Genomic DNA, 23,217 nt, shown 5'->3' with positions numbered 1-23,217 from the left:
TAAAGGCAGGTGAAATAAATGGATTTAAATCATGTAAATACCGAAAATAGTGAGTTGAAAACAGGAAGTTTACCTAAAAAGTCAACTCACCCATTAAAAAATCCACATAAAAGATCAAAAATCATTTATCAAGTTGTAACCGTTATTTTTACATTAGCTGCAATCTTATTTGCGATTATTACACTATATCCGTTCATCTTCTCGGTAATCGCATCTCTACGTAAGGGCTTAGATGTTTATTCAACAGGCTGGACTGTATCCGATTTATCTTTATATTCGTATAAAAAAATCTTATTTGGATTTAGTGATGAAGAATCGGTTCAGCTCGTTCGCTGGCTATTAAATACAGCATATGTTTCGATTACCACAACTTTATTAACTCTGCTCGTATCTGCTTTAGGTGGTTATGCTTTGGCAAGAATTGAATTTCCATTTAAAGGTGCGTGGTTTGCCATTATTTTGGGAGTCATGATGATTCCAGGTCAAATTACACTAGTACCAAAATACATCATGATTGCTAATCTCTTTGGCTGGACGAATGACTATATGGGGTTAATTGTACCATTTATCTTTTCTGCATATTTTACCTTTATGATGCGTCAGTTCTTTTTATCCTTCCCGAAGGAAGTTGAGGAAGCGGCGATTTTGGATGGGATGAGTCGGATAGGGGTTTTCTTTAAGATGGTACTACCTCTTTCTAAAGCCCCATTATTAGCAGCGGGAATCTTAATTTTTATGGGAACTTGGGGATCCTACCTATGGCCGAAAATTTTGATTAGTAAAATGCCAATGTTTTTAATCTCACAAGGTATGACGGTTATGATGGGAGGAAGATATACATCAACACCATCCGTACAAATGGCTACTGCCATCGTTTCAACACTACCGTTAATCCTATTATTTGTTATCTTCCAAAAGCACTTTATGGGATCGATTGCAAGAACAGGAACGAAGGGTGCGTAGAAATCTTACGTAGCTTGCTATTTTACTAGTTTTTTTAAAAAGGGTCACGAATTACTGAGAATATTGAGGTTGTCAATAGATAAGGAGGGGGAATAGAGGATGGCGCTTACGGTTCAGAATATTGATCACGTCTGTCGAGCAATCCCTTTTACAGATGTAAAGATTGATTCACCATTCTGGAATCCTATACTTGAAACTCACCATAGAGTTACGGTTCATACAGTTGTAGATCGTTGTATAGAAACAAAAAGGGTAGAAAATTTTATTAAATCAGGAAAATACCTCGAAATAGGAATGGATAAACCTTTGCCGAAGGAATTAGAGTTTGAAGGTCGATTTTACGATGATTCTGATGTATATAAGGCAATTGAAGGCGCCGCATATTCTTTAATGCAATATAAGGACGGGAATCTAGAGGCGAAAATTGATTCCATAATCGATGCTATTGCCTTTTCCCAATGGGAGGATGGCTACCTTATGACATTCTATACCATTGATCCTGAGAATAGTGGTTTAAGATGGACAGATATGGATCGTCACGAAATGTATTGTGGGGGACATTTAATTGAAGCTGCAATCGCGTATTTCTATGCAACAGGGAAAGAAAAGCTTTTAAAAGTATCGATAAAAATGGTCGAGCATTGGTTGGATACCTTTGGACCTCATAAAAGAAATTGGGTAGAAGGGCACCAAGAACCTGAATTAGCACTAGTCAAACTGTATGAGCTTAAAAAGGATCGCAAATATTTAGATTTTGCGCATTGGCTGTTATCTGAAAGAGGAAAGGACAACTACCAAAGTGAAGGCAGACCATATTTAGATAAAAAGCAATTATTTTTCAAGCGAGAATATCATCAGGATCATCTACCAGTTGAGGATCAATCCTTTGTTTGTGGTCACGCTGTAAGAGCAATGTACATGTATACAGGGATGGCTGATGTCGCTAAATATTTTCACAAAGAGGATTATATGAACGCTCTCACGAAAATTTGGGAGAACATTGTATATAAAAATATGTATGTTACGGGTGGGATTGGCTCCAGTAAAGAGAATGAAGGATTTACCGAAGACTTTGATTTACCTAATCTTTCAGCCTATGCAGAAACCTGTGCCGCCATCGGAATGGTGTTTTTTAACCAACGAATGAATTTATTACACGAGGATGCAAAATACGCAGATGTGATTGAGAGGGAACTATATAACGGGGTGTTATCGGGAGTTTCGCTATGCGGCGAAAAATTCTTCTATATTAATCCATTAGAAGCAAACGGCAAATCGTTTGAAGAGGGTGGACATCGTAGAAGACAGGAATGGTTTAAGACCTCTTGCTGTCCGACTAATCTATCAAGGTTCCTACCTTGTGCTTCGGAGTATATTTATGCTCAAAAAAAAGAAAGACTCTTTATCAATCAATATATCGGCTCTTATGGAAAAATCAAGATAAACGGAAATAATCTTCATATCGTTCAAAAAACAAACTATCCATGGGATGGAAAAATCGAGATTAAGCTAAATGCCGATCAAAAAATTGATTCAACCCTTTGCTTTAGACTTCCAAACTGGTGTGAAGAATATTCCTATCAATATAGCGGTCAAGCAAATAATGGTGTCGCAGTGAAAAATGGCTATGTTTGTATTGATACAAGCATTCATGGAGAAGAAACGCTCGGAATTGTATTTAATATGAAGGTGAAGAAGGTGCATATGGACCCAAGAGTGAAAGCATCTTTTGGAAAAATTGCCCTCCAAAGAGGGCCGGTCGTGTATGCCTTTGAAGAAACGGATAATCCACAGGGAATGGATGATATTGTCATCGAGCGAGATACCCAGATTGATAGTGAATGGGCTTCAGATTTATTAAGGGGAGTTATGAAGTTAAAGGTAAAAACGAAGAATCAAACTTGGAACGCGATTCCATATTATGCATGGGATAATCGTAACCTTGGAAAAATGAAGGTATTTGTTAATGAATTAATTGATAATTCACGAAATGTAAAGAGGTGAAAACAATGGCAAAAATAATAATGAAGGATTTATCGAAAAGCTATGATGGCGATTATTCAGCCGTAAATAATGTCAATCTTGAAATAAATGATAATGAGTTTTGCGTATTGCTAGGACCGTCTGGTTGTGGAAAAACAACATTACTACGAATGATTGCAGGACTTGAATCGATTACAGATGGTGATTTATATCTGAATGACATGCATTTGAATGAGGTTTTACCTAAGGATCGTGATATTGCGATGGTTTTCCAATCCTATGCATTATATCCACATATGTCTGTATATAAAAATATGGCCTTTGGTTTAAAAATGAGAAAGATAGATAAAAAGGAAATCCATAATCGGATTATAGATGCTGCAAATTATCTAGGGTTAGAGGAGCTTCTTGAACGAAAACCTCGAGCATTATCAGGGGGACAGCAGCAGCGTGTATCTCTTGGTAGAGCTCTAGTTAAGAAGCCTAAAGTGTTTTTAATGGATGAGCCTCTTTCCAACCTCGATGCGAAACTTAGACACCAAACACGTGAAACGATAGTGAAGATTCACAAGAATGCCAATGCTACAACTATTTATGTAACTCATGATCAAATCGAAGCGATGACTATGGGAACCAAAATTGTTGTTATGAGCAATGGTGTTATTCAACAGATAGGAACGCCTGAAGAAATCTATGAAAAACCTACAAATAAATTCGTAGCAGGATTTATCGGATCACCAGCAATCAATTTTGTCGATGGGTTTGTAAAAAAAGGTATTGTTTATACAAAAATTGGTAACTTTAAACTAACGGATGAACAAGTTCAGAAATTAGATAAATATGAAAATGGAAATCTCATAATGGGAATTCGCCCTGAGCATATTTTAGCCGATGATGATCCAAAGTTTGATAAAACATTGCAATCAAGAATCAATTTAAATGCGAGCTTTATTGAGAGATTAGGGTCGGAATTAATCATTTATGGAGAGGTAAATGATGAAAGAGTAGTCTCAAAAATCCGTTACAGTCGACCAATCCATTTAAACGATAAAATCCAAATGGGACTAGATATGGATTTTGTGCATTTCTTTGATATGGAAACTGAAGAAGCTATAACCTAATAATAATTGGATACAAAATCTAATTTGCCAAGGTGAAAAAGTGGAATATGGTGGTGCGAATTGAACCGATAGAGCATGATTTTGTGAAAAAACTGAGCTTGTAATTTAACAAACTGTCACGAAAGAACCTTATTTGTGATAAAACGATGCTTAAAGAGAATTGAACTGTCACAAAAGTGCCGTTTTTCTGTCAGAACTTAGATTGAGTAGGAGCAAAATTAAAAACAACATAGCTTTAAAGTTAACTAAAAGATTATTAACTACCATTTTTTTTAATATATAGGGGGGAGAGGGATGGGGAAACAGTACGTCGTTCCTAAGTCAGGAATGGTCATCACAGAAGATACTACTTTTTTGCCTGGGGTTTATTATTTTTTTGAAGAAGAGGGAATAACAATCGGTGCCAGTCATATCACACTCGATGGCAATGGAGCGGTATTCATTGGTGGAAAGAAGAAGGAGAAAAATAAGGAGTCGCATAATAAAAATGAATTTAGTTATGGTTATTCAAAGCTCGCAAAAGATGATAGCTTAGGATTTCATGGCATTGCGGTATATTCAAGGGATGCCGAAAATGTAACAATCAAAAATTTAAGTGCAAAGAACTTTGAAATTGGTTTAAAGCTAGAAAACTGTCAACAATTCAAAATCTATAACAATGATTTCTCCTATAATTACCACAACCCAGACCATGGCTGGGATGAACATGAAGATTTAGGGGGGATTGTTCTAGATAGATCTCATCACTGTATGATCGAGTATAACAAGGCTATGAATGTATGGAGTGCGTTGACCATCCGAAACGGCAATCATAATATTGTGAAACGTAATCACTTTTCGCATACCTCCAATGTAGGGTTAAGGCTATGGCATGCGAGTGAAAATGAGTTTTATGAAAATGATTTTAGCTGGGGAATTAGGAAGGAGCCCTATGAGGTTCATGCGAGGGATTCGTCTTCTGTATTGATTGAGACAGGATCTAACAATAATAAATTCATCAAAAACGATATGAGGTTTGGTGGAGATGGGCTATTTATTAGATCTTTAAACGGTTGGATGTCTACAGGTAATTACTTTGAAGAAAATGATACTTCCTTTGCCAATAATAATGCGATTGAAGCATGGGATGAAGGAAATACATATATAAGGAATAAGGCGAACTTTTCTAGCTATGGTTTTTGGCTAGGGAACTCCGATAACACCGTATTAATGGAGAATGAAGTGAGCTATAACGGCGTAAATTTTAAAAATGCACCTGAGAACTTTGGTAATGCAGGAATAGCCGTTGTCAACGGCTCAGGTACAAATTTTAGAGTAATAGGAAATAAAATTCATCATAACAATGGCCCAGGAATTGCAATTCGAAATAAGGTGGATTATCCTTCTACGAATTGGGTGATCGAGGAAAATGAAATTTTTGAAAATAAAAGTGATAACCGTGGCTTTATCGGACACGGAATCTACTTGAAATATGCCAAAAATATTATCCTCATCAATAATAAAATTTACGGAAATGATGGAGAACCTGTGTTTTTGGATGAATATGTTGGTGATGTTAAGGAACTTCAACGAAATGAAGAAGCGAGGGATCTCAAAGTACGAATAAAATCCAGCTCCAAGACGTTTGTTGTGGCTAAGGAGTATGACTTTTCAGCTGAAATCAATCTGGATGCCAATTTAGAGTTAAATTTTCAATGGGACTTTGGTGATGGTGAGTCATACTATGGTAAAACCATCAGGAGAACCTTTGATCAGCCAGGGTTCTATCGAATCAGCGTTTCGGTAAACGATGGTGAAAATGTTGGGTTTGATACGATACATGCTTACGTTTTAGCAAATGGGCTTGAAATGTTAAATGAAGAAATGATTGAGGATTGGAGTGTGGAATCACAAGGTGATGTGTCACTTACTTTCAATAAAAAAGAATATGTCAGTGGTAACGGCTCCTTCATGCTGCAGGCAAATGGGATTAAAGATATTACCTTAAAGTATCCACGGCAAGGAAATATGTGTATGGATGCTTCAGACTATACTCACTTCAGTTTCTGTTTAAGATATTTTAATGAAATGATTGATTGGTATAAGGAAAATAAAACGCCAACCATTCGATTTTGTAAAGATAAAGAAAACTATGTCGAATTTACACCAAAACCTAATTTGTTTGGGGAGCTTGCCAATAAATATAATGAGTCAAAATATAATTGGGTGTATTTGGAGATAGATTTACAACGTGAAGGTCTTTTTTTTAGAAAAAGAGTAGGAGATTTTGATTTTACTAATGTTCGTTATCTTGAAATCGATGTGGATAATCAGTTATCGCAGCAGTCGATCTTGATGTTAAGTGGCCAAAGGTTTATCTCCAAGAAGGAACACGATTTTATTAATATTGCTAATCTTTCAAAGTATTTACATGATCCTAGCGTAACTAAAATTGTAGAGGTTTCTAGTGAGGGTGAAGGTTCAAATGCTTTAGCTCCATTGTCAAAATCTATTTTTTTAGGGGATTTTACGAAGAGATGGATCTCAACTAATGAACTAGGTAGTGAGTTTTATCAAATAAACTTTGGTAGCAACCGAAGCTTTAATCAGGTTGTAATTGATTTTTACCAGAGTAGTGAAATAACTTTTAATCACCATAATGAGAAGCTTCCACAAGGAATGACATTGGAGTATTTTAGTAAAGGGCAATGGCATGATATCCCAGAAGGAAATAGGGAGATTGTGAAAAGTCACCACGTCTTAACGTTTGCACCAGTGATAGGAAGTAAACTGAGACTTACCTTAGAAGGAGGGAGCAAGCCCTTCTCAATCTACAATATTGAACTGAATCATACTCACAACAAGCTGGAATTAAACAATATAAAAGCAGTCAAAACAAAAGGAAATAGACCCATAAGTATAGATAAAGTCGGGGTGAAATTAAACTATACTCTACACGACTGGAACGTGGGGATATCAGATTTAATAGTTTCACTCCACCAATATGATGAAGATTTGTCGGATTCCAAAGAGTTGAATCGTAAGGAGCTAAATTGGAAGGATATTCAGTTTAAAAAAGAAACGGTTATCGATATGGCCGTTTCTGGTTTGGGCAGTGATAAGAACTATTATTTAGCCATGACTCAAAAAGATTTAGCGCAGGATTTAACTCTGGATCATTACTTTAGATGGGCCGGAAGTGGTATCTCAAAGATGGATGGTTCCTATGGATATATTAATCAAGATGGTCTAGTGAATGACGAAGTAGGTTGGGGAAGTAATTGGCTGAAGGTCTATACCGATCACTATTTACTGGATCAGTCCCATTTCAATGATACTTTAGGAAATCGATTTGGGCTCGTTAACATGGAAAAAATCTATCAAACCATTAAGTTAGAACATCCAATCCATCAGGTATTAGAGGGTTCAATTGCTAAACAGAGCAAAGTAAAAATCCGAGATGAGGAAATAATTGAAATATCCCTGAAGAAAAATTGTATTGTAGACAAATTGGTATTGAGCTTTTCAGATGACATCCCTCGTAATGTTGAGGTTAATGCAGAGGGCTTGTTATTTATTGGAATTAATAACGAAAATATGACTGAAGTTCATCTTGGTAAAAACGTAAGTCATTTAACGATTGCTATAATAGGAAATATCGTGTTAGAGGCGATTGAGTTTTTGTAAACGAAATTGTCTATTGAGAATATCAAATTTTAGAGAGGAGGAGGTTAATTGGATTTTGAGCTTTTGCGATCAATCTTTAGAGATAAATTTCAACAAGAAGCGAATCGATATTTCTTTGCTCCCGGTCGAATCAATCTAATCGGTGAACACACGGACTACAATGGGGGGAACTCATTTCCTTGTGCGATTACCTTTGGGACCTACGCGATTGTCAGAAAGCGTAACGATCATTTAATTCGAATGTTTTCAATGAATTTTCCTGAAAAAGAAATCATTGCATTTGAAATTAATGACCTTTCCTACGATAAGAATCACGACTGGGCTAATTACCCTAAAGGGATGATTCATTTTATAAAAGAAGCAGGCTATCCTATAAATTTAGGTTTGGATGTTTTATATTATGGTACAATTCCGAACCGAGCTGGATTATCGTCATCCGCCTCAATTGAACTCGTTACCGGTGTCCTCTTAGAAAGGATGTTCGACTTAAAAATAGAAAGGCTAGATATGATTAAGACTGGTCAAAAAGTCGAGAACGATTTTATTGGAGTAAACTCTGGAATCATGGATCAATTCGCAATTGGGATGGGGAAGGAAGGACACGGCATTCTGTTAGATAGTCAAACTCTAAACTATGAGTATGCCCCCCTTGATTTAACTCAGCATAGTATATTGATTATGAACACTAATAAGCACCGTGTATTGGCGGAGTCTAAATACAATGAACGTAGAAGTGAATGCGAGGAAGCATTACTAAAATTGCAAGAAACCCTTAATATTCAGTCTTTAGGTGATCTAACAGTGGAAGAGTTTGAACAGAACAAGCATCAGATTCAAGATGAAACGATAAGGAAAAGAGCTAAGCACGCGGTATATGAAAATCGGAGAACTTTAACTGCTCTTACAGCCTTGAAAAATGGAGACCTTAAGAAGTTTGGTCAACTTATGAATCAATCTCATATCTCATTAAGAGATGATTATGAAGTAACGGGAAAAGAACTAGATACGTTAGTTGAAGCATCTTGGGAGCAAAAAGGGTTGATAGGGGCAAGGATGACGGGTGCTGGTTTCGGTGGTTGTGCGATTGCCATTGTGGAAAACGGTGAAATCGACAATATTATGTTAGCAGTCGGAAATCGCTATAAAGCGGCTATCGGCTATCCAGCTACCCTTTATGTGGCAAATATCGGGGGTGCAGCAAAAGAAATTACTTTAGAAGTAAAGGCGTAACTATTAGACTAGAAAAGGTTCATTATTATAAAAACTAAATGGGGGGGGGAACATAAGCATCTTGGTACTTTGAGGAGATGGGTATATTAAATCGCATGCGGTTCATCCTTTAGTTGATTAAGGCTATCATGTGTCCATTTTGGACTATATGCAAACTGGCTATAAAAAGTCCACCCATTGGGATGCAATGTTTACTTTAGAAAGATATTGAAGAAAAAGAATTCATGCATCATGTCTTAAGACTAGTCAAAATTGATGGGGTTGTGCATTTTGCAGCTATTTCTCTTGTTGTTTAATCAATGGAAAGCCCATGATATATTTTTATAATAATGATTATGGGACACAAGTCCTTGCCCGGAGAAATGGAAGAATTTCGAATAAACCATATTATTTTTTTCTCAACTGGTGTAACTTTTGTAGAACTACAAACGATGCCGATTACAGAAACGATGGAAAAAACAATGAATGACTATGGCGATAGGAAATTAATGATGGAAAAATGACGAAATGGAATAATGCTGCGAATGGACTTAAAAATATCATTTTACTTTTTTTAATGTAACAGGCGCACATCTATAAGGTTACTATAAGTTAGGATCATTAACCAGACCACCACCTAATTCCAGCTTTTCTCCGGGTTGTACTAGGTCTAAGAAAGCATATTTCAATATATGAAAATGATTATGATACACCAGAAGGTACTTGTATTCAAGAGATTATATACATGTTGTGGATCTTGTTGCCGTCGATATCTTTGCTCTTCAATATCTTTTTTAAGTCGGAGAAAGTGACTTTTTCAATTTAGGAAGCAGTCGTGATTTTTTTCGTTATGGAAATTTAAGTGACAATGGAGGTTGCGTGTCGCTAATTCCTAAATTGTCATCTGAGCGACGAGCGGGAGATCCTACTAGCTAAATTGTCTCTTAGGAAAAGCACATCCCTACCGGTAGATTATTGCTCACGCATGGAAATGGCATCAATAATATCCAAATGACTATAGGGATTAATGAGGTGAAGGAACATCGATATATATTCAATCATTCAATCATTAGTGAAACGAGCTATAGATATTCAGTTGATAGATTCAGAGGATGAGGTATACACAAAGAATCAGTTGATGGATATGATGGGATTGAGAGTGATCCCTGAAGAAGTAACAACTAATCTGACGCTCTCAATCCCTGATATGTTAAAACAGATAACAGACCAAGCTATAAAAGAAAAGTTGATTGGAAAACATCAATCCGATCAAGATATCTTTGCTTGTAAAATTATGAATGTATTTATTCCCCTTCCTTCAAGAGTGAATGAAGTTTTTTATCATAAATATGAAAATGATCCTCATGCCGCGACAGCGTATTTTTATGACTTGAGTCAAAACAGTAATTATATTCAGACGAAGAGTATTGCGAAAAATATTAGTTATGTCACAGAGACTCCATATGGAGATTTGGATATTACCATTAACTTAACTAAGCCAGAAAAAAATCCTTTGCAAATCGCTTCGGATAGAGAACAGAAGCATGTGGAAAAAGAATATCCGAAATGCCTCCTATGTGTAGAAAATGAGGGGTATGTTGGGCGGATTGGCCACCCTGCACGTTCCAATCATCGAATGATTCGATTAGAACTAGGTGGTGAGCCGTGGCTTTTCCAATACTCACCATATGTTTATTACAATGAGCATTGTGTAATCATCTCGAAGGAACATCGAGATATGGTTATTAATCATCTTACGTTTCATCGACTTTTAGAATTCGTAGAAAAATTCCCTCATTATTTTATCGGTTCCAATGCTGATCTCCCTATTGTTGGAGGGTCAATCCTCAGTCATGATCATTATCAGGGTGGTTGCCATGAATTTGCGATGGCAAAGGCTGTTGATGAAATAACTTTCGATATGGATAGTTTTCCAGAAATCGATGCAAGCACAATCAATTGGCCGTTGTCGGTTATCCGTTTAAGAGGGAGTAATAGGGAAAAAATTGCTAGGGCTGCAGATGTTATTTTAGGAAAGTGGCAGGGATATTCAGATAAAGAAGCAGATATCCATGCTTTTTCTGATGAAACTAGACATAATACGATAACTCCAATCGCTCGTTGGAAAAACGGAAGGTACGAGCTTGATCTAGTGCTTCGTAATAATAGAACGTCTGAAGATTATCCATTGGGAATCTTCCACCCTCATGATGATGTTCACCATATTAAAAAAGAGAACATTGGTTTGATTGAAGTAATGGGTCTTGCTGTATTGCCTGCTCGCCTCAAGGTAGAGCTTGATGAGCTTGAGTCTTATTTGCTGGGAAGCGAGAATCTGGTGCAGGAGTATCATCTTAAGTGGGCTGAAGAGATAAAGGAAAAATACAATTTACAAATATGCAAAGAATCAGTAAAAGGAATTTTAGAAAAGGAATTAGGACAAAAATTTCTAAAAGCATTGTTGGATGCGGGGGTCTTTAAACGCAGTGAATTTGGGAGGCAAGCATTTCTTCGTTTTATTGAAAGCTTACGTTTAGAGAAGGGGAACAAAGATGGAAGTCATTCAAAAGTATTTTAGTAAGAAAGAGGAACAGGAGATTTTTGCTCATACGATAACTAACAAGAACGGAATGAAAATGACGGTTATAAATTATGGGTGTATCATAACAGAGCTACATGTCCCTGACCGGAATGGTCTAATAGAAAATGTAGTTTTAGGATTTGATACGATTGAAGAATACAAGAATCATTCTCCGTATTTTGGAACGATTGTCGGTCGTCATGCTGGAAGGATCAAGGAAGGGAAGTTTGAACTTGATGGAGTTTTTTATCAGCTTGAGCAAAATAACGGATACAACCATCTACATGGTGGAATAAAGGGTTTTGATAAAGTTATATGGGATGTTATTGTTAAAGAAAATGAAGATTCTATTACTCTTGAGTATAACTATTTTAGTAAAAATGGAGAGTGCGGCTATCCAGCGAATGTATTTGTTAGGGTTATCTATACGCTTAATGAAGAAAATGAAGTGACTCTAATGTATGAAGGCTATTGTGACAAGAAAACAATCTTAAATATGACCAACCATACCTACTTTAATTTAAGTGGGAATCTAAAAAGAACCGTTGAGGACCATCAATTGACTTTAAAAAGCGATCGATTCCTTGAATTGAATGATGAATTGATTCCAACTGGTAAGATGTTGGAGGTCGAGGGAACCGTCTTTGATTTTAGAGAGGGCAGAAGGATTATGGATGGCATTCATTCAGAGCATGTACAAAACGTGCTTGCTGGTAACGGATACGACCATCCATTTTTGTTAAGGGACAACTACAACGAGGAAATCAACCTATATGACAGGAAGAGTGGCCGTTTATTGGTTATCGAAACGAATCAGCCGGCCGTTGTTCTTTACACAGGAACTCAATTGACAGAGAATTATTTGATTCGCGGAGTGCAATCTGAGAAATATTTAGGGCTATGCTTGGAAACACAAGGTTTACCGGATGCTATAAACAATCCTCATTTTCCGTCTACTGTTATAGATGTGGGAGAATCATATCTTTCTGTTACTAAAATAGCTTTTAGGGTTAAGTAGAATATAACAACCATTTGTAAAATTATTACAAATCAATCCGTGAATTCCGTATTTTTCCAATGTAAAAATTCTATGTTATGCTGTTTTCACTGAGGTTAAAGAAAAAATACCCAAAGAAAGAATTAATCAAAGTGAAAACGGAATTTCTTGAAGCGGTAATTGAACAATTACAAAAGTTAATTAACTAAAAGAAATTATTAGGGACTATGAACATACTAATTCTGATCTTAAAGTAGAAAAAGATTAAATAAAGATTAAGGTTTGATTAAGAACATGAAGGGATATCAAATTATGTTTCAGATTCAACTGGAACACTCCATTTTCACCTAAACGTTGATGTAGGTTGTGTATGTAGTTATTCAAAATGCAAGGAAACCCAGGTACTAATGCACAAACATTTTAAAGAGTTATTCATAGAATGAACTAAATAGAACGCGACAGACAGCGACAACGAATTTTGTTGTCGTTTAATTGTTAATACCATTTACTTTTGCTTTAGCTACTTGGTACACCGTCATTTTATCAATATAGTTTACACGTAGACCATTAGATGAACTACTAATCGTTTGTACTAATTATCTCGCCAAAAAGAAGGTGTATCCGCACAACTTGGTGGGACATGAATGATGATTTCAACTTCAATCTTAAAAGATATCGGTTGGGGAACAGAATCCCTTACGGAAGTTCTCATGCAAAAGGTGTAATAGACGGAGGTAAAACATTTAAAAACACTGGAAGTTTGGCGGGACTGCCTGGGAATCGAACCCAGCTATCCTGGCACGCAGGACACAAGCGGTTTTGAAGACCGTGGAGGACACCAGTACCCCAATCAGCCCCATGGGTTAATCTGATTAGATTTCCATTATGACCGATTTTATTAGTATATGCAACATTTCCAGCTAAAATTCCTTTTTTGTTCATACAAATGGAATCTTTTTCATGTAGAGGGAACTTTCCAAATTTTGATTGAATTCCATATTATTATAGTGTAAAATTACACTATAATTAACGGATAAGATGGAATAATCAGATAATGAAAGTGGTGGAAATCCATGGAGACCTCCAATCATGAGGTAAAGCGAAGGATTTTTCGACAAGAACTTTATAAAATTCAAGAAAGAGGTTATTTAAGTGAGGCCATTGTTGAGACCGTATTAAAGGCTCAACATGAATGTTATCTTGACATTGAAGCTGAAATTAGAAGTAGACAAGAATTAGAAAAGGCGACAAGGATTGAAACGCAGTTAATTAAAATGAGTCCGCCAAAACCGGTTAAAGTCAAAAAAGAAAGAACACCAGACGAAACCCGTGAAAGAAATATTACTTGGCTATTAAACCTTGGTGTCATCATGCTTTTAATTGGTGGTTTATTCGTCGCAACGAGCAATTGGGAATCAATGAGTGCAATGATGAAAAGTGGATCGATAGCCGGGGTTTCCTTTTTATTTTATGGATTTGCTTTCTTAGCAAAACGTATTCTGAAAATTGAAAAGACAGCCTTTGCCTTCATTGTGTTAGGAAGTTTGTTTTTACCCATCTTCGTTTTATCGCTCGGTTGGTTTGGATTGTTAGGTGATTATTTAGCGATAAATGGGGAAGGAAGATATTTTTTAGGTGTACTTGGTGCAATATTACCACTTATCGTCTATTTATATTTTGCAAAATCGCTGAATTCTCGATTGTTTGTTTGGTTTACTTACATTTCCTTAACAATTGGGGTAGCTTTTTTATTCAGCGGTTTTGATTTTCCTATCGATTATTTTTATTTAGGAATGGTGCTTTATAATGCGTTACTTGTTTTCGGTTTTCTTTCTTTTAAAAAACAAAACCGGTTCCCGCTTTTTACAAATGAGTTGATCATTTTTGTACAAATTAGTTTAATCTTAACAACTTTAACGATGATCTTTTTGTATGAACAGCACGTTACAAATGGCTTTAATATATTGTTAACTGCGGTCATCTATCTGGCGATGATCTTCGTTTCAGGGAAAAAAGAATACCATTTTATCTTTACGGCAATGATTGTTTACGGTGCCTATCAGCTCATTGAATATTCTAGCTTAGAAACATTAGGTCCTGTCCTTTTTGCTCTACTCGGTGTAGGCTTTAGTTTAATTCGCTGTTTTGTTCCGGAATCTCTAGAAAAAATATTTCGAATCACCAGCGCTATCATTTCGATTCTAGCTTTCATGTATATTAGTTTAGAAGGTCTACTATTAAAAATGGGTGAACCATCTGTTGTATTACTGATCGCTTATTTTATCATCGGAAGCCATTTCGTGTTTCTCGGCTATCAGTTTAAACAACGCCTTTTTACCTATTTGAGTCCAGTCTTTTATGCAGCTACATTATTTGAGGGTCTGGCACTCCTAGACCAATATACTTTCAGTATTGTTATTTCAGTCGAAATATTTCTAGTCGGCTTTCTGCTCTTTTTAATCCTTGGAGTAGCTAGGCTATACAGGAAATTGGGTATTATACGATTAAGTTCCCGTGATGTCGGTCTGGTTATAATGATCTTCGGAATCTTACTGGCAAGTGTTTTACAGCATTGGGGGGAGTTAGCAGGGATGCTCCTTGCGATGAGCCTCATTAGCTATATTATTATTAAACTCGAGGATCGACCGATTTTCTCGGAAATTAGTGTCTGGATTTTACCGGTAACATTAGGATTAGTATTTGTTGCACTAGGGGAGGAAATTAGCCAATACTCCGATTCTTTTAACGAAACTCTCGGAAAGGTTGGTGGTTTGGTGGCTGGTTCTGTTTTCGTCCTGTTATCCAGCTATGGTTGGGGAAAAATGGGCGAAGACAAATTAAGAAATCATTCATTTTTCATCTCACAAGCTTATTATACAATGGCCATGCTTACTTCGTTTGTTCAACCACTGGATGCCCTTTGGGTTAAACCAGCCGTCTTGTTTGGTGGAATATTTGTGTATCTATTATTATTTAAGCACACGAAGTTTATTGGAGTACCATATTTATTGGCGTCTACCAGCTTGATTTTCTACTTTACATGGATTGAATCAGTAACGGAACAATGGAAGATTCCGTTAGCCGTTGAACCGTTTTTATTAACAGGAGGGGCATTTGTACACCTATTAATAGCCTTAATACTATTTAAAAAATCGCAGCCACTGTTTCATGGGTTTGCGTGGGTGGGGCATATTTATTTGCCACTTTCTTTATTGATTACGTTTTTTGACTATCCAAAAGAGTCCATTTGGAGTTTTTTAATTGCGATTATTATTTATGTGTTGAGTTTAAGGTTGGCAAGAGTTGGGTGGCAAAACTATTTGTATTTATACGCTGGCTATATATCACTTATAGGAGCGATAATAAGTGGATTAAACAAGTACTTGGCAAGCTATCAGGACTATTTCCCATTCATCCTAACTAGTGCCATTATTGCATTGCTATGGTTCGGATTAAATCCATTTTATAAAAAATCTACGATGTATTTTTGGGTACCATTTTCGTTACTTGGTGTTCTGTTTTGTTTAAACACTTGGCCATTTGCCCTAACTGAATTTCTAATGACGATCGCTTATCTTGTTGTTATTTTGCTGTTTGTCCATTATTATAAATGGGCATTTGTACCACTTTTACCGTTGCTACTAACTTTCCTTGCGGCCGTAAATTTTACGGAATATATGGATTGGAGTTCGTTGTATCAAATATTTATGATGGCTGGTATGGGGATCATCTTGTTCTTACTTGGATCCGTTTTATTCAAACAACTCCTGGTTAGAAAGGACGAAAAGCATATCGATGTCGATAGTTATACGCCAGTTTCGTTGTTGTTTTTCCTCTATTTGTATCGATATGAATTCGACTTTGTTTGGTTATACGCTGTTCCAGGCCTACTGATTGCAGCAGTTTTGTTTTTAATTAAAACCAAGCTACCAAGAGAATGGTCATTGGTAACGACAACAGTTGCCGTGGTGTTTCTAATACAACCGTATTATTCGGTAATGTTAAAGCTTGATTTACCGAGTATATGGGAAAGAGAAATCTTATTACTTCCATTGTTACTTATGATGATTTTTATCCGTGCTGCTTGGAAGAATAAGTATGATCAAATAACAAGCCAAATGCAATGGGCCGTATTAGTCATGACTGCCTTGTTATTAATTCAGGATGGATTGGCTAGTTCGACTATTTATGATGCGATTATTTTAGGAACGCTCTCGCTTGTCTCTATTCTTGTTGGGGTGTTTTTCCGGATAAAATCCTATTTCCTCGTCGGGACAGGTGTGTTGTTGCTAAACGTCATCCTACAGACTCGACCGTATTGGGGCAATATGCCATGGTGGGCTTACCTGCTAATTGGGGGTTCGATTTTAATTATCGTCGCAAGTTCCAATGAGTGGCATAAACAAAAGGTTGCTAAGGGAGAAGCCACATACTTCTCAAAGCTAATGGAAAAGTTCATTCGAAAATGGAAGGAATGGAGCTAATCCTTTGAATCAACATCTTGATGAGGTGTTGATTCTTTTTTATTGGTAGGATACTAGATTGTATTTTTTCTATTGTATGGTAATTCCTAAACTCCCCAATTTGGGTTTAAAGGTTTTGGAAAATCCATGCTATACAATTAAAATGGTTTTACAATGGGTATTAAGGGGAATATTAGGTAAAAAGTAAAAATGGAGGATTTCCATGAAAATGAAGATTCTAACTTTATTCGTAAGTTCACTTTTTTTTGTAATTCCCACGGTAGCAATGGCTGATGCTGCAGAGGGAGATGTGATCATAACTCTTGGTGAAAACTTAACAGAAGGGCAAAAACAACAGGTTCTGAACAAACTAAGCCCACCTGAAAATGCTGAAATCATTAGCGTCTCTAATAAGGAGGAAAGAAAATATTTAGGTAATCTAATTCCCAAAGCGCAGTTAGGAACGAGAGCGATTTCTTCATCATCTATTACTTATACGAAAAAGGGATCCGGTCTTAATGTTGAAACGGAAAACATAAATTGGGTAACAGATGAGATGTATTTAAATTCACTCATTACCGCTGGTGTTAAAGATGCAAATATTAAAGTGGTTGCGCCATTTGAAGTGAGTGGGACGGCAGCCTTAACGGGTCTAATTAAGGCATATGAAATATCTTCTAATGAAGTGATACCAGATGAAATTAAACAAATTGCCAATCAAGAAATGGTGGAAACCGCTAAGTTAGGAGATTCCATCGGTCCTGAAAATGCTGCTGCTTTAATTGCCAAAATTAAGGAACAAGTGGCAAAAAATACCCCGGAAACCGATGCGGAATTAAGGGACATAATCCTCCAAGCAGCAAAGGAGCTGGGAATTGAATTAACCGAGGCACAAATTCAAAGCCTAATTGAGCTATTTAATAAAATGAAAGAGCTAAATATCGATTGGAATAGCGTTGGGGAGCAATTAAACCAGGCGAAAGAAAAGATAACAAAATTCTTACAATCTGAAGAAGGAAAAAGTTTTCTAGCAAAGCTGAAAGATTTCTTTGTCTCATTACTGAATGCAATTAAGTCTTTGTTTAGCTAATATTGGATAATGTACCTAACCTTACCTTGACAATCTAACATAATAGTGATAAATTAAAAGAAGCCTATGCACCGTACGTCCTAATAACAAGCTTGAAATTTGTTATCTAAGCAGGAAATGGTTTTAGCTTTATGCTTATCACATTTACGTTGTATTTGGTTAATTTTACACATGGCAAACTTTTTGCCAATAGGAGGATTTAGGTTTTATGAAAAACGGTAAAGTAAAATGGTTCAACGCAGAAAAAGGTTTCGGTTTCATCGAGTCTGAGGACGGAAACGACGTATTTGTTCATTTCTCTGCTATTCAATCTGAAGGTTTCAAATCTTTAGAAGAAGGTCAAGAAGTTTCTTTCGAAGTTGTTGAAGGAGCTCGTGGACCACAAGCTGCTAACGTTGTAAAGAAGTAATAACATTGATTTCTTAACAACCCAACCATTTAGGTTGGGTTGTTTTTTTTTCATAGAAACGGAGTGTATTTGTCCCTTAGGTACTTGTCTAATAGGGCAAATTTCTTGTAGGGACAGTAATCTAGTAGAACAAATACCTAAAAGGTGCGAGTTTTTCGAAATTTTCTACTAGTTATTAGCGGATTTATCGGAAAATGGTATTTTTGCTTAGTACATACTCCCTATTGGACACGTATATATACAGTACAACTGATAGATATAGACAAGGGTTGAAATAGAAATGAATGAAGGGAGTGAGTGCACATTTTATGTACCATCCATTTGCGGTAATGATGACGATTTTTGCTTTTATTTTTACGATGATCATCATCTTTATCCGTCCGAAAGAAATGAATGAAGCGATTCCCGCTTCGTTTGGAGCATTGCTTGTTTTCATTAGTGGCAGTGTTTCTGTAAATGATTTGTTAGATATTACGACAAAGGTTAGTGGTGCAGCCATAACGATAATGGCCACTATTGTGATGGCTATAGTCCTAGAAAGCTTTGGATTTTTTCAATGGACCGCTACCCAATTATTAAGATTTTCAAAGGGCTCAGGCATAAGAATGTTTTGGCTAACCCTGCTGCTCTGTTTTTTAATGACATTGTTTTTCAATAACGATGGCAGTATCCTCATCACAACACCGATTTTAATTATGATATTAAGGCATTTGGGATTGAAAAATCATCAGAAAATACCATATTTATTAAGTGGAGCATTAATCGCAACAGCTTCAAGTGCTCCGATTGGTGTAAGTAATATCGTAAATTTAATTGCACTAAAAATTGTTAAAATGGATCTTTATCTTCACACTGCTTTGATGTTTGTGCCAAGTACACTTGGTTTACTTTTCTTATCAGTAGCATTGTTCTTAGTATTTAAAAAAGATATTCCGAAACAAATCCCACTTTATTCAAATTCCATTCCCATTCATATAAATATTAGTTCCCACCCATTAAAAAATGAGATTACCCAACATGCTAATCAAACCAAGTTTATGTTAAAAATCCTCATATTTGTTTTCCTTATCCGTACCAGTCTTTTTCTAGCCTCTTATTTGAACATTTCCATCTCGGTTGTTGCAGTGTTAGGATCAAGTGTTCTGTTAATCTGGCGTTGGTATTATTTAAAAGTAAATCCTAAAGACATGCTTACCAAAACACCATGGCATATCCTTATATTCGCCTTTAATATGTATGTCATCATATACGGTTTACACAATATAGGGTTAACAAACATCTTAATTAAGTACGCGACTCCGCTAGTTGCAGGAAGCTTATTTCATGCAAGTATGACGATGGGAATATTGATTTCGGTGTTATCCAATCTTTTTAATAACCACCCTGCATTAATGATCGGTACAATTGCATTAACGGAAATGGGACTGGACCCTGTATTGTTAAAAACGGTTTACCTGGCTAATATTATAGGCAGTGATATTGGGTCATTGCTTCTTCCCATCGGTACCTTGGCGTCACTGATCTGGATGCACATTTTACGAAAAAACAAAGTAAAGATTTCTTGGAATAAATATTTAAAGGTAACATTGATGGTAATTCCACCAACATTAATTTTCACCTTGCTTTGTCTATATTATTGGTTGTTACTTGTCTATGTGCATTAAGCGAAAAAAGGACCTATCTGGATTAGGTCCTTTTCGTTTCATTTATGGCAAGTGTGCCGATTTTAAATGTATTAATTTCCAATACATCGTTTCCCCGTTGGCCGTTACTAATTCAACAATATTATTCTGAATCTGCTTAACAAGTCCAATTTTATCTGGTTGATCACCGGTATCAAATACAACAAGTTTACCCTCATATTTTTTTAACTGTTCTTCAAATGTTCGTGATAATGGAATTCCGAGAGGTTGCACGGGTAGTACTTCATTGCTTAGGGTATAGGGGGTTAAACTAGATGAATATGGAATGATCCATTTTAAATGATGCAAAGAAATAAATAATGTTTTATAAACAGGGGAGTAGAAGACAAAATAATCATTTAAGATGTTAGTAATATAGCCATGAATCGATTTATTTCCAGTGACATAAATTTCTACGAATATACCTTTGGCATTATTTAAGGTTTTTCGATATGATATCGTATCCGTATCGTCCGAAAATGGTTGTTTTTCCTGTTGGATAATTTCAATCGGTTCGTTATTACTTGCTTTCACATTGTGTAAGTGAAGAAGTGGGATATATAAATATTGTTTTCCATCAAACAAAACTAAGATATCTAGTCCAACATCAATAAGAATTCCGACAAATGTCGTTTTTCCGGTTATTTCGATATCAACTTGTTTACCAATATAATTCGAGATGCCCTTCAATCCAAACCCTCCTTTTTATGAGAATAGTGCTGAAAAAATAGGGTGCACTAGTTTTGTTAGACTAATGCACCACATACTGAAAGAAACAGCTAGTGAAAAGGGTTAATTTGATTTCCATACATAATCAATTGTTTTTACCACTTTTTCCCGAGAATTATTTCTTCTGGAACTTCCTTTTCTGGATTCGCTTTTATTCTTATCCTCAGATTTGTTTTTATTTTCATTGGATTGTTGTGCTGTCGCCTCAGTATTTTGTTGGTTATTTTGATTTTGCTGTTGATTTTGTTGGTTGTTTTGGTTTTGTTGCTTTAGGGCACCTTTTGGACCTGAGCTAATGCTCTTAATATGGTAAGGATTGATGCGCATTACCTCTTGATTATTGATTAACGTGTAGTGACCGCCGGCATGTTCTACTAAAATTCCTTCCATCGCCTCAGGCCCACCGCGGTTGATAGCAATCCATTTATGTGCCATTTTGCTAAAAATACCATGGAAGCTATCGACAGTTTCATATTCTGGAATAATGGTTTGTGTCATTTGGTAATTGCCATTTTGATTTTGGTTTTGGTTGTTTTGATTGTATTCCGCTATACTCTTAATATGTTGGACGTTAAAGTACACCACTCCATCATCTTCGGTAAATAGCACGATATAATCATCAACGACACCAAGTACCTGACCTTTTTTCGATTCAGGACCACCTTGGTTAATTTGCACGTATTTACCTTCTAATTGCGCTACCACACCCGTAAATGATTCAGCTTGAACGAATTCAGGCTCCTGTTGGTACAATTGTTGCTGTAAATTTAAAGTAGAATTATTGACTGAGTTTTCACTGATGCTGGCAATATGTCTAATATTGTAGTAAACGACTGTATTTTGATTGTTATTATTGTTCTGTCCATTATTTTGGGCATTATTTTGATCATTGTTATTATTGTTGTTGTTATTATTATTTTGGGCATAAACAGTAACAAAGTCGGCTTGAACATCTAGGAGTATACCGGACTTTGATTCTGGACCTCCACGGTAAATTTTGACCTCCTTACCTACTAGAGACTCTAGGAACGAATGGTACTGGTCCCTTAAATTTTCACTTGTCATTTTCAATATTCCTCCTTGGCGATTATCATAATGGGTAATTTCTACTCTATATATACGTGTCATGTAGGGGTATTGACCCTAAAAAATGGCCTATTTTATGGAAATATCAGCAATTGCCTAGTTTATATAATAGCTAGTCAAATTTTGTGAGTTTTTTGGATATATAGCGACTGCGGTCTTTAATAAATTGGAGAATAAATTCAGGCTCCTGATCAAATTGGCTGAGTTGATCTTGGATATAAGGATCCTTTTCAACATATGGCCGAAGCGTCTGATATAAGAGATTAATTTTGGGTTCCATTGCAAGGGTGGTAAATTCTGTTGATAAAATGCTTTCTAATAGGTTTCGGTATTCTTTTTTAAAAGTAGGAATATCAAGAATTCTAGCTGTTAACGTATTAAACCCATCAATCCTTACATAATCGTATTCCATTACTTTACCATTAACATCTCTTCCCCAAGTTCCATCATAATCCCATGGAGATATTTCAAATAGTCCAGTATCACTGTTACGAATTAACGAATAATTATGCACGAAGCCATCGTAGTTTTGGGTGCAGATCACCCCGGCAAGCCATCTGAGATACTGATTAACATTCACATATGATTGAATGGATTTCTCAAATTCCTCCCTAGAAATTGTATTAATCTTATAGATTAGCTCCTGAAGATGAAAAGAGTCTGCTTCTGTTCCTACCTTCATCTCATAACCCAAGTCGAGAGCTTTCTTTACATCGCTATCCAAGTCGCTTATAAGCGAAAAATTAGCATCTCCATTAACAGCATAAAAAATGGCCCCCACAGGATAATTTCTCCGTTTGAAAAAAAGCTCATCCACCGACTCGAGCTGAAGATATATCCCTTCAGGTTTTCCGTTAATCATTAAAAAAATATGTTGGGATTTTGGAGCCAAAACTCCAATACTAGTAAAAAAGTCAAAAGACAATTTGTTTCTTATTAAAGAACGATCCTTATATTCAGCATTTAAATGGATTTCCTTAGCCCCTTGATAAAATTTAGGCTGATAAAATTGGATATTATATGACTTTTTTGGGAATTTTCTTGTATGGGCTCCTCTATAAATGACATCCACATCTAATCTTTTTTTATCTATTTTTAAACTACCTTGAACAGGATCTTCACACCAAATATCACTTCGTAATTCCTTTAAATCATTCGGATGGATAAATAAAGAGTAAGTAGGCAGCTGGTATTGGTCCATCGTAGGTTACCTCCTTTATGCACTATTAAATACTATG

15 protein-coding genes and 1 tRNA gene are annotated in these 23,217 nt (G+C 36.1%); 12 read left to right on the top strand and 4 right to left on the bottom strand.

Annotation, left to right across the window (positions count from 1 at the left end):
- Positions 1-18 precede the first annotated feature (18 nt).
- The 8 genes from ACX9YW_RS09120 to ACX9YW_RS09085 all read left to right on the top strand — a co-directional run bounded on the left by ACX9YW_RS09120 (position 19) and on the right by ACX9YW_RS09085 (position 12,541).
- Positions 19-963: a carbohydrate ABC transporter permease gene (locus ACX9YW_RS09120; protein ID WP_460345131.1), complete on the top strand. Its 945-nt coding sequence runs from the start codon at positions 19-21 to the stop codon at positions 961-963.
- 99 nt (positions 964-1,062) lie between these two features.
- Complete coding sequence (locus ACX9YW_RS09115; protein WP_460345128.1) at positions 1,063-2,967, top strand: glycoside hydrolase family 127 protein; 1,905 nt, start codon at positions 1,063-1,065, stop codon at positions 2,965-2,967.
- A gap of 5 nt (positions 2,968-2,972) precedes the next feature.
- Positions 2,973-4,067 (top strand): ABC transporter ATP-binding protein, encoded by a 1,095-nt coding sequence (locus ACX9YW_RS09110; protein WP_460345125.1) that lies wholly within the window; start codon positions 2,973-2,975, stop codon positions 4,065-4,067.
- 294 nt (positions 4,068-4,361) lie between these two features.
- Complete coding sequence (locus ACX9YW_RS09105; protein ID WP_460345122.1) at positions 4,362-7,733, top strand: right-handed parallel beta-helix repeat-containing protein; 3,372 nt, start codon at positions 4,362-4,364, stop codon at positions 7,731-7,733.
- 48 nt (positions 7,734-7,781) lie between these two features.
- Positions 7,782-8,963 (top strand): galactokinase, encoded by a 1,182-nt coding sequence (locus ACX9YW_RS09100; protein WP_460345119.1) that lies wholly within the window; start codon positions 7,782-7,784, stop codon positions 8,961-8,963.
- 350 nt (positions 8,964-9,313) lie between these two features.
- Positions 9,314-9,466, top strand: a complete 153-nt coding sequence (locus ACX9YW_RS09095; protein ID WP_460345116.1) for a hypothetical protein — start codon at positions 9,314-9,316, stop codon at positions 9,464-9,466.
- A 518-nt stretch (positions 9,467-9,984) separates the two neighbouring features.
- Positions 9,985-11,520: a UDP-glucose--hexose-1-phosphate uridylyltransferase gene (galT, locus tag ACX9YW_RS09090; protein ID WP_460345262.1), complete on the top strand. Its 1,536-nt coding sequence runs from the start codon at positions 9,985-9,987 to the stop codon at positions 11,518-11,520.
- Complete coding sequence (locus ACX9YW_RS09085; RefSeq protein WP_460345113.1) at positions 11,495-12,541, top strand: aldose epimerase family protein; 1,047 nt, start codon at positions 11,495-11,497, stop codon at positions 12,539-12,541. Before galT ends, ACX9YW_RS09085 begins: the two co-directional genes overlap by 26 nt.
- 740 nt (positions 12,542-13,281) lie before the next feature.
- Here ACX9YW_RS09085 and ACX9YW_RS09080 read toward each other — a convergent pair.
- Positions 13,282-13,378 (bottom strand) — tRNA-Sec (locus ACX9YW_RS09080).
- Between the two features lie 215 nt (positions 13,379-13,593).
- Between ACX9YW_RS09080 and ACX9YW_RS09075 the strand changes: the two genes are divergently transcribed.
- The 4 genes from ACX9YW_RS09075 (at position 13,594) to ACX9YW_RS09060 (ending at position 20,146) form a co-directional block, all read left to right on the top strand.
- A complete protein-coding gene (locus tag ACX9YW_RS09075) occupies positions 13,594-17,004 on the top strand; it encodes a hypothetical protein (protein ID WP_460345110.1) in 3,411 nt (1,136 codons plus the stop codon).
- 202 nt (positions 17,005-17,206) lie between these two features.
- Positions 17,207-18,073 carry a DUF1002 domain-containing protein gene (locus tag ACX9YW_RS09070; RefSeq protein ID WP_460345107.1) on the top strand — a complete coding sequence of 289 codons (867 nt, stop codon included), beginning with the start codon at positions 17,207-17,209 and terminating at the stop codon, positions 18,071-18,073.
- Positions 18,074-18,281: 208 nt separating this feature from the next.
- Positions 18,282-18,482 (top strand): cold-shock protein CspD, encoded by a 201-nt coding sequence (gene cspD / locus ACX9YW_RS09065; RefSeq protein WP_460345104.1) that lies wholly within the window; start codon positions 18,282-18,284, stop codon positions 18,480-18,482.
- Positions 18,483-18,766: 284 nt separating this feature from the next.
- Positions 18,767-20,146 (top strand): arsenic transporter, encoded by a 1,380-nt coding sequence (locus ACX9YW_RS09060; RefSeq protein ID WP_460345101.1) that lies wholly within the window; start codon positions 18,767-18,769, stop codon positions 20,144-20,146.
- A 42-nt stretch (positions 20,147-20,188) separates the two neighbouring features.
- On the opposite strand, the gene ACX9YW_RS09055 is transcribed toward ACX9YW_RS09060, so the two are convergent.
- From ACX9YW_RS09055 to ACX9YW_RS09045, 3 genes are all read right to left on the bottom strand, one after another.
- Positions 20,189-20,854 (bottom strand): YwrJ family protein, encoded by a 666-nt coding sequence (locus ACX9YW_RS09055; protein WP_460345098.1) that lies wholly within the window; start codon positions 20,852-20,854, stop codon positions 20,189-20,191.
- A gap of 102 nt (positions 20,855-20,956) precedes the next feature.
- Positions 20,957-21,958, bottom strand: a complete 1,002-nt coding sequence (locus ACX9YW_RS09050; RefSeq protein WP_460345095.1) for a spore coat protein — start codon at positions 21,956-21,958, stop codon at positions 20,957-20,959.
- A 133-nt stretch (positions 21,959-22,091) separates the two neighbouring features.
- A complete protein-coding gene (locus tag ACX9YW_RS09045) occupies positions 22,092-23,180 on the bottom strand; it encodes a CotH kinase family protein (RefSeq protein ID WP_460345092.1) in 1,089 nt (362 codons plus the stop codon).
- Positions 23,181-23,217 lie beyond the last annotated feature (37 nt).

It is taken from the genome of Pseudoneobacillus rhizolycopersici (assembly GCF_054786815.1).
Note: the sequence above shows the minus strand (reverse complement) of the source record. Positions and strands in the feature narration are given on the sequence as shown.

Excerpts from the sequence above, each read along its gene's own strand:
- ACX9YW_RS09120 (WP_460345131.1), top strand. The coding sequence starts at position 19 with ATGGATTTAAATCATGTAAATACCGAAAATAGTGAGTTGAAAACAGGA.
- ACX9YW_RS09115 (WP_460345128.1), top strand. The coding sequence starts at position 1,063 with ATGGCGCTTACGGTTCAGAATATTGATCACGTCTGTCGAGCAATCCCT.
- ACX9YW_RS09110 (WP_460345125.1), top strand. The coding sequence starts at position 2,973 with ATGGCAAAAATAATAATGAAGGATTTATCGAAAAGCTATGATGGCGAT.
- ACX9YW_RS09105 (WP_460345122.1), top strand. The coding sequence starts at position 4,362 with ATGGGGAAACAGTACGTCGTTCCTAAGTCAGGAATGGTCATCACAGAA.
- ACX9YW_RS09085 (WP_460345113.1), top strand. The coding sequence starts at position 11,495 with ATGGAAGTCATTCAAAAGTATTTTAGTAAGAAAGAGGAACAGGAGATT.
- ACX9YW_RS09075 (WP_460345110.1), top strand. The coding sequence starts at position 13,594 with ATGGAGACCTCCAATCATGAGGTAAAGCGAAGGATTTTTCGACAAGAA.
- ACX9YW_RS09070 (WP_460345107.1), top strand. The coding sequence starts at position 17,207 with ATGAAAATGAAGATTCTAACTTTATTCGTAAGTTCACTTTTTTTTGTA.
- cspD (WP_460345104.1), top strand. The coding sequence starts at position 18,282 with ATGAAAAACGGTAAAGTAAAATGGTTCAACGCAGAAAAAGGTTTCGGT.
- ACX9YW_RS09060 (WP_460345101.1), top strand. The coding sequence starts at position 18,767 with ATGAAGGGAGTGAGTGCACATTTTATGTACCATCCATTTGCGGTAATG.
- ACX9YW_RS09050 (WP_460345095.1), bottom strand. The coding sequence starts at position 21,958 with ATGACAAGTGAAAATTTAAGGGACCAGTACCATTCGTTCCTAGAGTCT.
- ACX9YW_RS09045 (WP_460345092.1), bottom strand. The coding sequence starts at position 23,180 with ATGGACCAATACCAGCTGCCTACTTACTCTTTATTTATCCATCCGAAT.